10 protein-coding genes and 1 pseudogene are annotated in these 12,921 nt (G+C 70.5%); 6 read left to right on the forward strand and 5 right to left on the reverse strand.

All coding sequences use genetic code 11. The features are described from left to right. Positions 1-15 precede the first annotated feature (15 nt). Positions 16-1,632 (reverse strand): phosphodiester glycosidase family protein, encoded by a 1,617-nt coding sequence (locus tag ACIREE_RS03520; protein WP_404145572.1) that lies wholly within the window; start codon positions 1,630-1,632, stop codon positions 16-18. A 166-nt stretch (positions 1,633-1,798) separates the two neighbouring features. Continuing rightward, positions 1,799-2,827, reverse strand: coding sequence for a LacI family DNA-binding transcriptional regulator (locus ACIREE_RS03525; RefSeq protein ID WP_404145575.1), 1,029 nt, complete (start codon positions 2,825-2,827; stop codon positions 1,799-1,801). 139 nt (positions 2,828-2,966) lie between these two features. Between ACIREE_RS03525 and ACIREE_RS03530 the strand changes: the two genes are divergently transcribed. From ACIREE_RS03530 to ACIREE_RS03550, 5 genes are all read left to right on the forward strand, one after another. Then, the gene (locus ACIREE_RS03530) at positions 2,967-4,271 is read left to right on the forward strand and encodes an ABC transporter substrate-binding protein (RefSeq protein ID WP_404145577.1); all 1,305 of its coding nucleotides are present in this window, start codon (positions 2,967-2,969) and stop codon (positions 4,269-4,271) included. Further along, entirely contained in the window at positions 4,268-5,170 is a 903-nt protein-coding gene (locus ACIREE_RS03535; protein WP_404145580.1) for a carbohydrate ABC transporter permease, read from the forward strand. The genes ACIREE_RS03530 and ACIREE_RS03535 overlap by 4 nt, the downstream gene beginning before the upstream one ends. Continuing rightward, a complete protein-coding gene (locus tag ACIREE_RS03540) occupies positions 5,167-6,018 on the forward strand; it encodes a carbohydrate ABC transporter permease (RefSeq protein WP_404145583.1) in 852 nt (283 codons plus the stop codon). The genes ACIREE_RS03535 and ACIREE_RS03540 overlap by 4 nt, the downstream gene beginning before the upstream one ends. Positions 6,019-6,026: 8 nt before the next feature. After that, entirely contained in the window at positions 6,027-8,411 is a 2,385-nt protein-coding gene (locus tag ACIREE_RS03545) for a glycoside hydrolase family 3 N-terminal domain-containing protein (protein ID WP_404145586.1), read from the forward strand. 330 nt (positions 8,412-8,741) lie between these two features. Beyond that, complete coding sequence (locus ACIREE_RS03550) at positions 8,742-9,428, forward strand: glycoside hydrolase family 11 protein (RefSeq protein ID WP_404145589.1); 687 nt, start codon at positions 8,742-8,744, stop codon at positions 9,426-9,428. A gap of 184 nt (positions 9,429-9,612) precedes the next feature. Here the strand turns inward: ACIREE_RS03550 and ACIREE_RS03555 are convergent, their stop codons facing one another. Then, positions 9,613-10,203 (reverse strand): isochorismatase family protein, encoded by a 591-nt coding sequence (locus ACIREE_RS03555; RefSeq protein ID WP_404145592.1) that lies wholly within the window; start codon positions 10,201-10,203, stop codon positions 9,613-9,615. Between the two features lie 137 nt (positions 10,204-10,340). On the opposite strand from ACIREE_RS03555, the gene ACIREE_RS03560 reads away from it, so the two are divergent. Next, positions 10,341-11,339 (forward strand): GlxA family transcriptional regulator, encoded by a 999-nt coding sequence (locus ACIREE_RS03560; protein ID WP_404145595.1) that lies wholly within the window; start codon positions 10,341-10,343, stop codon positions 11,337-11,339. A gap of 4 nt (positions 11,340-11,343) precedes the next feature. Here the strand turns inward: ACIREE_RS03560 and ACIREE_RS03565 are convergent, their stop codons facing one another. Together ACIREE_RS03565 and ACIREE_RS03570 are read right to left on the reverse strand one after the other, a co-directional pair. Next, positions 11,344-12,150, reverse strand: a complete 807-nt coding sequence (locus tag ACIREE_RS03565) for an Lrp/AsnC ligand binding domain-containing protein (RefSeq protein WP_404145598.1) — start codon at positions 12,148-12,150, stop codon at positions 11,344-11,346. 25 nt (positions 12,151-12,175) lie between these two features. Further along, a pseudogene (locus ACIREE_RS03570) lies at positions 12,176-12,871 on the reverse strand (FAD-dependent monooxygenase); the annotation flags it as partial. Between the last annotated feature and the right edge of the window lie 50 nt (positions 12,872-12,921).

Consider the following 12,921-nt stretch of genomic DNA (forward strand, 5'->3'; position numbering starts at 1 on the left):
TCAGGAGGGGCTGGGTCAGCTGTGGTCGGGGAGGATCAACAGGGCGTCCCCGACCGGGCGTTCACCGGTGGCGTCGGACGGATCGTTGATGACCTGCCCACCGGCGACCATGGTGGTGGAACCGCCGCCGTCGAGGTTGATCGCGTCGCGCAGGCCGAGTGCCTTCGCCACCGCGGCGCTCTCCGGGATGCTCAGTCCGAGCGCGCCGGTGCTGCGTCCGTCGGCGGTGACGAGCACGGTCCGCCCGGCGGCGTCCACGCCGGCGAGCGTGCGCGGATTGCGTTTGTGCACCCAGCCGTAATAGAAGCTCGGGTTACCTGGCTGGACCATCCCGTCGGCGGCCGGCGTGACGTGCAGCCGCCCGTCGCGGACCAGTTCGGGGCCGCCGTTGAGAATGCTGGTGTCGTGCGCCGTCGGGACAGGGCGTCCTTTTTCGTCCTTCAACCCGCCCTGCACACGCAGCTGTCGGCCCACTTTCGCGACGGCCGCGAGCCGGGCCACGTCCTTGCCCGTGGCCTGTACGGAGCTGCCGCCCTCGGGCAGCGTGCCCCCGCGCGGGGTGCGTAGGTCGCGTACGCGCCCGTGCCGGTCGAGCACCGCCTCCAGCCCGTCGCCCTGCGGGGTCCGGGTCCCGAACTCCGGTGTAAAAGCGACGAGTTCGTCGGGGTCGGTGCAGGTCGCGTCGTGCAGCGGCCTGGAGGTGGGGCTGTCGTCGGCGGTGCCGCCGCAGTTCCTGATCAGGCCGGGGACGCGGTCGACACCGTCCAGCGGCAGCGCCCGCCCGGCGCCGGAGACACGGCCCTGCCAGGTGAACCGGTCGATCCGGGTCCGCCGGGCGGAGTCCTGGATCACCAGGCCGGGGCGCCCGTTGACGGTCTCGCTCAGCAGTCGGCCGTCGTAGACGCCGACTCCGGCCGGGTCTCCTGGGGCGCCGGCCTTCGGGTCGAGGACGAAGAAGCCCGCGTTGACCCCGGCGGTCGCACCGGCGGCGGCCGCGAGGGCGCTGGTCGTCTCGCGGTTCTCCAGGTCGGGGCCGTAGGACGCCTTGAGCGCGCCGCGGAAGCGGTGCGGGTCGATGGTGAGCACGTCGATCCGCCACGGCCCGCGATCCGTGCGGTTCCCGTCCCATCCGGTGTACGCGGCCGCGCCCGTGTACCCGGCCGCGCTCAGCCGGGTGCGTTCGGCCGTCGCGGCGCTCTGCGAGCCGAACCGGCCGACCCGGACGCGCCAGCCGAGCGATCCGCCTGCGAAGTCCGCCACCGCGGGGGTGACGACACCCTCGCCCCGTGCGTCGAAGCCGGCCGCGCGCAGCTCGGTGACGAGGGCGTCGGCGCTGGCCCGGTCCTTCAGCGCCGTCGGGGGCGCGTCCGGGTCCGGGGACGTGGCGCCGCCGGGAATGGACACCTCGACGGTCCACGCGAGGGCCGGTGCGTCGGCGCCGCGCACGATCCGGGTGAGGGTGACGCCGGCCTGGAGCGTGTGCGTGGTGCGGGTCTCGGTCAGGTCGGCGGCGCCGAGAGGCAGGCCCCGGTGCTCGTCCTGCCGCGGCTGCGAGGAGGCCGGCGCCGTGCCGGCTCCCAGCACGGCGAGGACGGACAGCGCCGCGCCCACGCCGAACAGTCTGCTGTTCACGAACCCCCCACGGGACACCACGTGCCGGACGACAGACGGCTGCCGGAGGACAGCGAGAAGACAGCCCCCGCAACGGTGCGTGTGGTCGAGACCACCAGTCAAGGCATGTACACGTAATTCATCCGACCGCCGCACGCCGGCAGGCCGACCGTCTCCCGGCTCCCGCCTACGCGGTGGGCGCCGCCGTGCTCTTGCGTACGACCAGGCTCGTCGCCAGTTCGAGCCGGGTCGTCACCGGTTCCCGCATCCGCAGCCGCATCAGCATCTGCACCGCCTCCTCGGCCATCTGCCGCAACGGCTGATGCACGGTCGTCAGGGCGGGGCTCGACCATTGGGCCAGGGGCACGTCGTCGTAACCGACCACGGACAGATCCTCCGGTACGCGCAGGCCGCGCAGGCGGGCCGCCTCCAGGGCGCCGAGCGCCTGGAGGTCGCTGCCGGCGAAGATCGCGGTCGGCGGGTCGGGCAGGTCGAGCAGTTCCACCGCGCGCTCGCGGCCGCCCTCGACGTGGAAGTCGCCGTACCGCACGAGGTCGGGGTCGGCCGCGACTCCGGCCATGCTCAGCGCCGAGCGGTAGCCGTCGAGGCGGGCCAGCGAGCAGAGCATGTCGCCCGGCCCCGTGATGATGCCGATCCGCCGATGCCCCAGTTCGATCAGGTGCCGGGTCGCGACCAGACCGCCGTTCCAGTTGGCCGAGCCGACCGAGGGCACGTCGGGGTCGGGGTCCCCGGCCGGGTCGATGATGACGAACGGGATGGAGCGCGAGCGCAGCCGCTGCTTGACCTCGGTCGGCAGCGCCGAGAAGACCAGGACCACACCGCGCGGCCTGCGCTGCAGCACGCCCTCGATCCACTCGGGACCGGGCGCCTGGCGCGTACCGCTCTCGGTCAGGACCACGCTGGCCTGATGGGCTTTGGCGACCTTCTCCACGCCGCGGATCAGCTCCAGCGCCCAGATGCTCTCCAGTTCGTGGAAGACCAGCTCGATGAGCGGCGCCTCGCGGGCGGCCCGGGTCGTGCGCCGGTAGGCGTGCTCCTCCAGGAGGCGCTCCACCCTGACCCGGGTCTGCCCCGCGACGTCCTGGCGCCCGTTGAGCACTTTCGAAACTGTCGAAATGGAGACCCCCGCCTCCTGGGCCACCTGCGCCAGGGTGATGCGGCCCAGCTCCTCGTCATCTCGCATGTTGAGGAGCATAAGGCACCACCAACCGCCCCCGCCTCGTAACGCTTTGGTAACTCGGCGACTCGGGGTTGACCCCTCCATGAGGGACACCTAGCGTCCCGACGTGTGAACTTTCGGTACTTGCACCGAAAGAGTTTCGAGAGGCGAAACAATGACTCTACGCGCACGGATGCCGAGATCTGTCGCCGCCGGCGGTGCGGCGCTTGCCCTGTTGCTGACCCTGGCCGGGTGCGGCGGCTCCGACTCGGTCGGTGGAAGCGACGGAAAGATTCATGTCCTGGTCTACGGGGACTCGGCGAACAAGGTCGAGAAGAAGCTGATCGCCGACTTCAACAAGAAGTCGAAGGTCAAGGCGGTGCTGGACACGATTCCGGGCGCCGACTACCAGGCCAAGTTGCAGACGATCATCAGCAGCAAGCAGGCCCCGGACGTCTTCTACAACTGGGGCGGCGGCAGCATCAAGCCGTTCGTGGACGCGGGCCTGCTGCTCCCCCTGAACGACTTCATCGCCAAGGACCCGGGGCTGAAGTCGAACTTCCTGCCCTCCGTGTTCAACAGCGCCATGGTCGACGGCAAGCCGTACGGCATCCCCATGCGCGGCACCCAGCCGGTACTGCTCTTCCACAACAAGAAGGTCCTCGACAAGGCGGGCGTCACGCCGCCCACGACGTGGAACGAGCTGCTCGCCGCCGTCAAGGCGCTCAAGGGCGAGGGCGTCACGCCGATCGCGCTCGGCGGCGGCGACCGGTGGCCGACCCTCATGTGGTTCGAGTACCTCTACGACCGTGTCGCCGGACCCGACCTGTTCCAGAAGGCGGTCAAGGGCGACAAGTCGGCCTGGGAGAGCGCCGACAGCAAGAAGGCGCTCGGCATGATCAAGGAGCTGGTCGACGCCGGGGCGTTCGGTTCCAACTTCGACTCCGTGAAGTTCACCGACCAGGGCTCGCCCACCCTGCTCGCCACCGGAAAGGCCGGGTTCGAACTGATGGGTTCGTGGGAGTACTCGACCCAGCAGGAGGCCCACCCCGACTTCGCCAAGAAGGACTTCGGGTACACCTCCTTCCCGACGGTCTCGGGTGGCAAGGGCGAGCCCGGCGACCTCGTCGGCAACACCAACAACTTCTACTCCGTCCTCAAGAAGACGAAGTACCCCGACGCGGTGGCGGAGTTCCTGAAGATGCAGTACTCGGACGAGTTCGTGAAGGCGCATCTCGGCATCGGCAATCTGCCCACCACGACGAACACGGCCGACCATCTGGACGAGGCCGCGAGCCCCGATTACGCGAAGTTCCAGTACAACCTGGTGAAGAAGGCACCCTCCTTCCAGCTGTCCTGGGACCAGGCCTACCCGCAGTCCGCGTCGACCTCCATGTACCAGGCCATCCAGCAGTTCTTCAACGGCCAGCTGGACGAGGACGGCTTCGTCAAGGCGATGCAGGCCCTGCCCACGTCATGACCGACACGCACATACGCACCTCCGCGCCCGGGGTGGGCCGTCCCGGCGTCGGCTGGGCGGTCCCCGCCGCGCTGTTCTTCGGCCTCTTCGCCCTCGTTCCGCTGGTCCTGGTCGCCGTCCTGTCGTTCGCCAGCTGGAACGGCCTGACCGACCCGGAGTTCGTCGGCCTCGACAACTGGCGCAAGATCTTCGCCGACCCGGTGATGCTCCAGAGCCTGTGGCTGAGCGTCCTGCTGACCGTGCTGGGCGTCGCCGTACAGACACCGCTCAGTCTGCTCCTCGGCGTCTGGGCCGCAGGACACCAGCGCAACCGGGCCGTCCTGTCCGCGATCTACTTCGTGCCGCTGCTGCTGTCCGCGGCCGCCGTGTCCGTCCTGTGGCGCGCCGTCCTCGACCCGAACTTCGGCGTGCCGGCCCAGGCCACCTGGCTGTTCGGCGACGGCAACCTCTTCGGACACCAGGCCACCGCCATCGGCGTCCTGGTGTTCGTGAGCACCTGGCAGTTCACACCACTGCACACGCTGATCTACCAGGGCGCCGCCCGCGCCGTGCCCCCGGTCCTCTACCAGGCGGCGCAGATCGACGGCGCGGGCACGGTGCGCCAGTTCTTCCACATCACCCTGCCGCAGCTGCGCAACAGCATCATCACCTCGACGATCCTGATGGTGGTCGGCGGCCTCACCACGTTCGACACGGTGCTGATCCTCACCCAGGGCGGACCCGGCACGGACACCACCATCAGCGCGTACTACATGTACCAAAAGGCGTTCAAGAGCTTCGACTACGGCTCGGCCTCCGCGGTCGGCCTCCTCCTGGTCCTCGTCGCCACGGTCGTCTCGCTCGTCATGGTGCGGCTGTCCGGCTACGACAAGATGCGCAGCCAGATGGAGGGCCTGTGACAGGCACCAGGACGGGGACCACCGCCGCTCGCCGGGAGCGCCCCAACTACCTTGCCGGATTCGGCTCGTTGATCTGGTTGTTCCTGGTCGGCCTGCCGCTGTACGTGATGCTGGTGGCCACGTTCCAGTCGCGCTCCGACTACGGCGACAACGGGCCACTGTCCCTCCCCCACCACTTCACGCTCGACAACTACATCAGCAACTTCAACAGCGGTTTCGGCCAGTACTTCCTCAACACCCTGATCGTCACGCTCTGCGTCGTCGGCATCGTCCTGCTGCTCGTGCCGCCCCTCGGATACGCGATCGTGCGGGGCCGCGGCCGGCTGACCGGAGGGGTGTTCCGGCTCTTCCTGCTGGGCCTCGCGATCCCCGCGCAGGCCGTCATCGTGCCGATGTTCTACGTGATCAGCGAGGCCGGCCTCTACGACAACCTCATCGGCGTCATCCTGCCGACGGCCGCCTTCGCCATGCCTGTGTGCACCCTCATCCTGACCGGGGCCATGCGGGACATCACGCCGGAGCTCTACGAGGCGATGACGGTGGACGGCGCGTCACCGTGGCGGATCTTCTTCCAGCTGGTGCTGCCACTGTCCCGCAGCGGCCTTTCGACCATCACCGTGTACTCCGCGCTGCAGGCGTGGAACGGCTTCCTCTTCCCGCTGGTCCTCACGCAGTCCGCGGACTCCAAGGTCATCACCATGGGGCTCTACGACTTCCAGACCGAACACGGCGTCGACATCCCGGGCCTGCTCTCCGCGGTCGTGCTGTCCATGCTCCCCATCCTGATCGTCTACCTGTTCGCCCGTCGTGCCCTGGTCCAGGGGCTGATGGGAGTCGGAGGAAAGTGACCGTCCACATGACCCGAGCGGACCGAGAACCCGACACCTCCCCCGCGCCGCTGTGGCGCGATCCGAGCGCCGCCCCCGCGGCCCGGGCCGACGCCCTGCTCGCCGAGATGTCCCTGGAGGAGAAGATCGCCCAGCTCTTCGGAGTCTGGGTGGGAGCCTCGGCGGAGGGCGGCGACGTCGCCCCGTACCAGCACGACATGGAGGAGGCGGTCGACCTCGGCGAGCTGCTCCCGCAGGGACTCGGCCAGTTGACCCGGCCGTTCGGGACCGCGCCCGTGGACCCGGCCGTCGGCGCCCTCTCGCTGGCGCGCACGCAGCGACGGATCGCGGCGGCGAACCGGTTCGGCATACCCGCCCTCGCCCACGAGGAGTGCCTTGCCGGGTTCGCCGCCTGGGGTGCCACCGCCTATCCGGTGCCGCTGTCCTGGGGCGCCACGTTCGACCCCGCGCTCGTCCGGCAGATGGCCGCGGCCATCGGGCGCGACCTGCGCTCGGTCGGCATCCACCAGGGTCTCGCCCCGGTCCTCGACGTCGTACGCGACGCACGCTGGGGCCGGGTCGAGGAGACGATCGGCGAGGATCCGTACCTCGTCGGCACCGTCGCCACGGCCTACGTCCAGGGCCTGGAGTCCGCCGGGATCGTCGCCACGCTCAAGCACTTCGCCGGATACTCCGCGTCCCGGGCCGGCCGCAACCTCGCCCCGGTCTCCATGGGGGCGCGGGAGTTCGCCGACGTGATCCTGCCGCCCTTCGAGATGGCCGTGCGCGAGAGCGGCGTACGGTCCGTGATGCACGCCTACACGGATACCGACGGGATTCCGTCCGCCGCCGACGAACGGCTCCTGACCGGGCTGCTCCGCGACACCTGGGGTTTCGAGGGGACGGTCGTCGCCGACTACTTCGGCATCGCCTTCCTCCAGACCCTGCACGGTGTGGCCGGTTCGCTCGGGGAGGCCGCCGGAGCGGCGCTCGCTGCGGGCGTCGACGTGGAGCTGCCGACGGTGAAGGCCTTCGGTGAGCCATTGCGCAAGGCGATCGCCGACGGGCTCGTCCCCGAGCATCTGGTGGACCGCGCGGCCCGCCGAGTCCTCGCCCAGAAAGCCGAGTTGGGCCTGCTGGACTCGGACTGGGACCCGACCCCCGCCGCTCTCACGGGCATCGACGCGGAGCACGCGCGGGGCTCGGTCGACCTGGACCCCGAGGGCAACCGCGACCTGGCCCGCCGCGTCGCCGAGGAGTCCGTGGTGCTGCTGGCCAACGACGGCACGCTCCCCCTCGCCCCGAACACGCCGGCCCGCGTCGCCGTGATCGGCCCGCTCGCCGAGACGCCCACGGCCGTTCTGGGCTGCTACTCGTTCCCGGTACACGTCGGCAGCCGCACGCCCGACACCCCGCTCGGCATCGAACTGCCCACGCTGTACGAGGCGTTGGTGGCGGAGTTCCCCGGCAGCGAGATCGTCACGGCGCGCGGACTCGACGAGGTGGACGCGGAGCGCGGCGACGGTTTCGCGGCGGCCGTCGAGCTGGCCCGGGGCGCCGACGTGGTCGTCGCCGCGCTCGGTGACCGGGCCGGCCTGTTCGGACGCGGCACCAGCGGTGAGGGCTGCGACGCCCCCTCGCTCGCCCTGCCCGGAGCCCAGCAGGAACTGCTCGACGCGCTCCTGGACACCGGCACACCCGTCGTCCTGACGCTGCTCGCCGGTCGGCCCTACGTCCTGGGGCGGGCGACGGAAGAGGCCGCTGCCGTCGTACAGACCTTCTTCCCCGGCGAAGAGGGCACCCGCGCGCTGGCCGGAGTCCTGAGCGGTCGCGTGCACCCCTCGGGGCGGCTGCCGATCGGGGTGCCCCGACAGGCCGGAGCGCAGCCCGCGACATATCTCGCCGCCCGCCTGGGGCAGGCCTCCGAGGTGTCGAACCTCGATCCGGGGCCGGCCTTCGCTTTCGGCCACGGACTGGCCTACACGACGTTCGAGTGGAGCGATCTTGAGGTGGCGGCACATGTCGCCGCCACCGACGGCGAGTTCGAGGTCTCCTGCACGGTCCGCAACACCGGGTCGCGGCCCGGCGTCGAGGTCGTACAGCTCTATCTGCACGACCCCGTCGCCTCGGTGGTGCAGCCCGTGCAACGGCTCATCGGCTACGCGCGCCTGGCCGAACTGGCGCCGGGCGAGGCCGTTCGGGTCCGGGCACACGTCTCCGCCGACCTGGCCGCGTTCACCGGGCGTGCGGGCCGGCGCGTCGTCGAACCCGGCGACCTGGAGCTGCGCCTGGGTTCGTCGAGCAGCCGGCCGCGGCTGACCGCTCAGCTCACGCTCACCGGGGCCGTCCGGGAGGTCGACCACGGTCGTCACCTGCACGCCCGGCTGACGACGGAGGCGGCGCCGAGCGCCTGACCGACTCCGTGCGCCCGGCTGCCGGTCAGGGGCGGTCGGGCGCACGGTCATTTTTCGAAATAGTTTCGATATCTCGCCCCCGCTCAACAGCCGTGCAGCTCATGCGGCTCGTCGGAGCGCCTTCCGCCCGAGTCTCAACTGAGGCCGTCAGACCCCAAAGCGAGCCTCAAAATCCCTCTTGACAGGCGCGTAGGCCGCTTTTGGCCTCGCCGCCGCTCACGCCACCCATTCCTGAAAAGGTTTCGCGCTTCACGTCGAAACCGTTGACACGTTGACGCGCTCACGCCAATCTCATCCGCACCACCCACCCGACGAATGCCAGGAGGATGCGTGCATCAGGACGACACCCCCACCCGGATCAGCCGCAGGAGCGCTCTCACCGGCGCCGGTGCCTTCGCACTGGCCACGGCGTCCGGGCTGCTCCTGCCCGGATCGGCACACGCGGACACGACGATCACCACGAACCAGACCGGCACCAACAACGGCTACTACTACTCGTTCTGGACCGACGGCGGCGGCTCCGTCTCCATGACGCTGGGCTCCGGCGGCAAGTACGGCGCCAACTGGACCAACTGCGGCAACTTCGTCTGCGGCAAGGGCTGGAGCAACGGAAGCCGCCGCACGGTCAACTACTCCGGCAGCTTCAACCCGTCCGGCAACGGCTACCTGGCCCTGTACGGATGGACGTCGAACCCGCTCGTGGAGTACTACATCGTCGACAACTGGGGCACCTACCGACCCACCGGCACGTACAAGGGGACGGTGACCAGCGACGGCGGCACCTACGACATCTACCAGACGACGCGGTACAACGCCCCGTCGGTGGAAGGCACCAAGACCTTCAACCAGTACTGGAGCGTGCGCCAGTCCAAGAGAACGGGCGGCACCATCACCACCGGCAACCACTTCGACGCGTGGGGCCGGGTCGGCATGCCCATGGGTAGCTTCAGCTACTACATGATCCTGGCGACCGAGGGCTACCAGAGCAGCGGCAGCTCCAGCCTCACCGTGAGCTGAGCGCACTCACCGGTACCGTCGGTCGACCGGGGTCGCCGACGGCGCACGGGCCGGGCCACCACGCCACCGGCCCGACGCCGTCGGCGACCAGTTCTGTCAACGGCGGTGGATCCGACGGCACCTGGCTCCCGCACATCGGGGCCTGAGCGGCCGCCCCGCCCGGTTTGTACTCGGAGCAGCGTACTCAGAGCAGCGACTTGCCCGTCGGGACGACCACTCCGTAGAGGTCGGTGATGGTGGCGAGCGCGGCGAGGTGGATCTGGTTCGCGGGCAGTTCGGTGTCCATGGAGCGCAGGGGCCGCGTGGCCGTGGTTTCAGCGACGACCGTGGGGCGGTTTCCGCGCAGGAACGCGCCCTGCGTGGTGAACAGCACGCACATGTGCGTCATGAACCCGGCGACGATCACGCTCTCGTGCCCGGCGGCGTCGACGTGGTCGCCCAGATCGGTGCCGACGAACGCGTCCGGGACCCGCTTCACGACGACGGGCTCGCCCTCGACCGGGGCCACGCGCGGGTGGATCCGACCGATCTCCTCGCGGATGTCGTACGGGCTGCCCGCACCGCCGTCGTGGATGACGTGGACGATCTTCGTTCCCGCCGCCCGGGCCCGGGCGAGGAGTTCGGCGGCGGCGTCGAGGGCGGCCTGCCAGCCCTCCAGTTCCATGACGCCGCGGGTGTACGTGTTCTGGTAGTCGACCAGGATCAGGGTCGAGTCGGCGAGCGCCGCGGGCGTCTCGTCGAGACCGTTGAGTGTGCGCAGAGTCGTCGTAGCCATGGGGAGTACCACCTCAGGAGTCGGTCCGGTTTTCGCAGGTCACCGCGGGGTGAGCCACGACTGGAACGCTATGTCCGGGCCGACGGTGTCGGCAATGTCGTCTAACCTGCAGATCCGGACATCACCTGGGGGGTCTCATGAGCAGCAGCACGACGAGACGGCTCGTCGTCATCGTTCTCTTCGACGGCGTCGATCTGCTCGACGTCACCGGTCCGCCGGAGGTCTTCGCGCTGGTGCGGCGCGAGACCGGCGAGGCAACCGGCTATGACGTCGTGCTGGCCGCCGAGACACCGGACCCGATCACCACCTCCGCCGGTGTGCGCCTGCTGCCGGACGCCACCTTCGCCGAGCTGGCCGGACGCGGCATCGACACGCTCCTGGTGCCCGGCTCCGTCGAGGTGGACGACGAGCGTCGGGTGCGGGCCCTCGCCGAGCCCGCCGTGGTCGACCGGGTACGGGCGCTCGCCGGGCGGTCCCGGCGCGTCACGTCCGTGTGCGTGGGCGCGCACGTGCTCGCCGCCGCCGGGCTGCTCGACGGCAAGCGCGCCACCACGCACTGGTCGACCGCGCAGCAACTCGCCGCCGATCACCCGGAGATCGACGTCGACGCCGACCCGATCTTCATCCGCGAGGGCGACGTGTGGACCGGTGCGGGCATCAGCGCCTGCCTCGATCTCTCCCTCGCCCTGGTGGCCGACGACTTCGGTGAGGCGATGGCGCTGCGCGTCGCCCGGCAACTGGTGATGTACCTGAAGCGGCCGAGCGGGCAGAGCCAGTTCAGCGTCCCCCTCGAACCGGCCTCCACCACGCGCCGCATCGAGGATCTGCGGCTCTACGTCACCGAGCATCTCAGCGCCCCGCTCACGGTCGCCGACCTCGCCGCGCACGCCCACGTCAGTGAGCGCCAGCTCACCCGGATCTTCAAGACGGAGCTGGGCACGACCCCCGCCGGATACATCGAGTCCGCCCGCGTCGAACGGGCCCGCAATCAGCTCGAGTCGACCGACGACACCCTCGAACGCACCGCGTCCATCTGCGGTTTCGGTACGACCGACACCCTCGTCCGGGCGTTCCGCCGCCAGCTCGGCACCACACCGACGGAGTACCGGCGCCGCTTTCGGACCCTGCCCGCCTGACCCGTCACCAGGGGCGGATCGCCCGCAGCCCGACACGGCGGCCGTCCTCGTCCAGCAGGTGCCCCATGCGTTTCACCGTGTGGAGGCCCACGATGCGGTCGGTCACCGTCAGGGTGGGCAGGCGGGCGCCCAGAGCCGTCTCGCGGCGCTGGATGTCCGCGAGGTCGTGCAACCAGAGCGTGGCGAAGATGTTCGCGCGGCCGGTGACCGACGCGACCACCCTGCACTCCGGCAGGGCGGCGAGCGTGCGGTGGATCGTGGCCGTGTCACGCGCCGGTGCCCTGGCGAGGAACGACACCGGGACGGGCCGGCCTGCCAGTACGGGGGCCATGTCGCAGCGGAAGGTGAGGACGCCGGAGTCGGCGAGGCGGCGCAGCCGTCGGCGGACGGTGGCGGGGCTGGTGCCGGCGTGGTCGGCGAGCGCGGCGAGACCCAGCCGGCCGTCGCCCACGAGCGCGTCCAGCAGCGCGCGGTCCACGGCGTCGGGTTCGAGCGTGTGCGTGGGTTCGGGCGATCCGGCTGCCGTGGCCCGCAGGGCGGTCAGCTGGGTGGGGGCGAGCGAGCGCAGGCGCCAGCGGCTGCCCTCCACCGAGAGGGACGTGGCGAAGAGACAGTCGACGGAGACCAGTCCTGGCAGCGGTTCGAGCCGGTTCGTGAGGAAGCGGGTGAGCGCGGGCAGATCCGGGGCCAGGACGTCCAGGAGCAGGTCGGCACTGCCCGGCCCGGTCAGTTCGATGGTCGCGGCCTCCTCGAACGCGCAGAGCCGCTCGGCGATGCGGGCCCGGCTGCCGGGGCGGCAGCGCAGCAGCACGAACGCGGTGCAGCGGCTGCTCGAGAACGCCCGGGCCGCGGGGCATCTGTCCGGCGAAACCGTCGGGGTGCATGCCGAACAGGACGCGATCCGCGGACGGCTGCGCCTCGGCGAGCAGCGCCAGCCAGCTGATGCCGTAGTCGTGCCGGGCCATGCGGGCCCGGTCGGCGGGCAGCGCGCCGCGGCTCGCACCACGCGCCCCGTCGCACCCTGCTATGAACTCGCAGTGCAGCAACTGCCGTTGGCTAGTTTCGGGGCAGGTGTACGAGACCGCGGGCCGGCCCGTGTCCACGTCGTGCAGCTGTACGTCGCGGACGGCGAACCGGATGTCGCCGCCGCGCACGTCGGCGTACTCGCGCACCAGATCGGTCACAAGGAACGGCTGCGGATAGATGAAGTGGTGACTGCCCGTCAGTTCGTGGTAGGGGAAGCGGTGTTGTTCTCCCTCGAAGCGGAACTCGCACGCGGTGTGCCGTTCGGCCCGCGCGAGCAGATTGCCGGCGAGGCCCCGCTGTTCGAGGCCGCGCACCACCCCTCCCTCGATGACCCCGGCCCGCGGCCGCCGTTCGATGAACGCGCGGGTCTCGCATTCCAGGATCACGCAGTCGATCCCGGCGGCTCGGAGGATGTTGCCCACGGTGAGTCCGGCCGGTCCGGCGCCGATGATCACGACCGGAACGCGGTGCGGGGATGGGGAATTGGGGTGATGGGGGGAGGTCACGCGGCCATTATGTCGAGGCCCGCCGCAGGTCCCGCACCGGGCCCGAGTGG

It is taken from the genome of Streptomyces sp. NPDC102467 (genome assembly GCF_044765445.1).
Lineage (GTDB): Bacteria > Actinomycetota > Actinomycetes > Streptomycetales > Streptomycetaceae > Streptomyces.

Excerpts from the sequence above, each read along its gene's own strand:
- ACIREE_RS03525 (WP_404145575.1), bottom strand. The coding sequence starts at position 2,827 with ATGCTCCTCAACATGCGAGATGACGAGGAGCTGGGCCGCATCACCCTG.
- ACIREE_RS03530 (WP_404145577.1), top strand. The coding sequence starts at position 2,967 with ATGACTCTACGCGCACGGATGCCGAGATCTGTCGCCGCCGGCGGTGCG.
- ACIREE_RS03535 (WP_404145580.1), top strand. The coding sequence starts at position 4,268 with ATGACCGACACGCACATACGCACCTCCGCGCCCGGGGTGGGCCGTCCC.
- ACIREE_RS03545 (WP_404145586.1), top strand. The coding sequence starts at position 6,027 with ATGACCCGAGCGGACCGAGAACCCGACACCTCCCCCGCGCCGCTGTGG.
- ACIREE_RS03555 (WP_404145592.1), bottom strand. The coding sequence starts at position 10,203 with ATGGCTACGACGACTCTGCGCACACTCAACGGTCTCGACGAGACGCCC.
- ACIREE_RS03560 (WP_404145595.1), top strand. The coding sequence starts at position 10,341 with ATGAGCAGCAGCACGACGAGACGGCTCGTCGTCATCGTTCTCTTCGAC.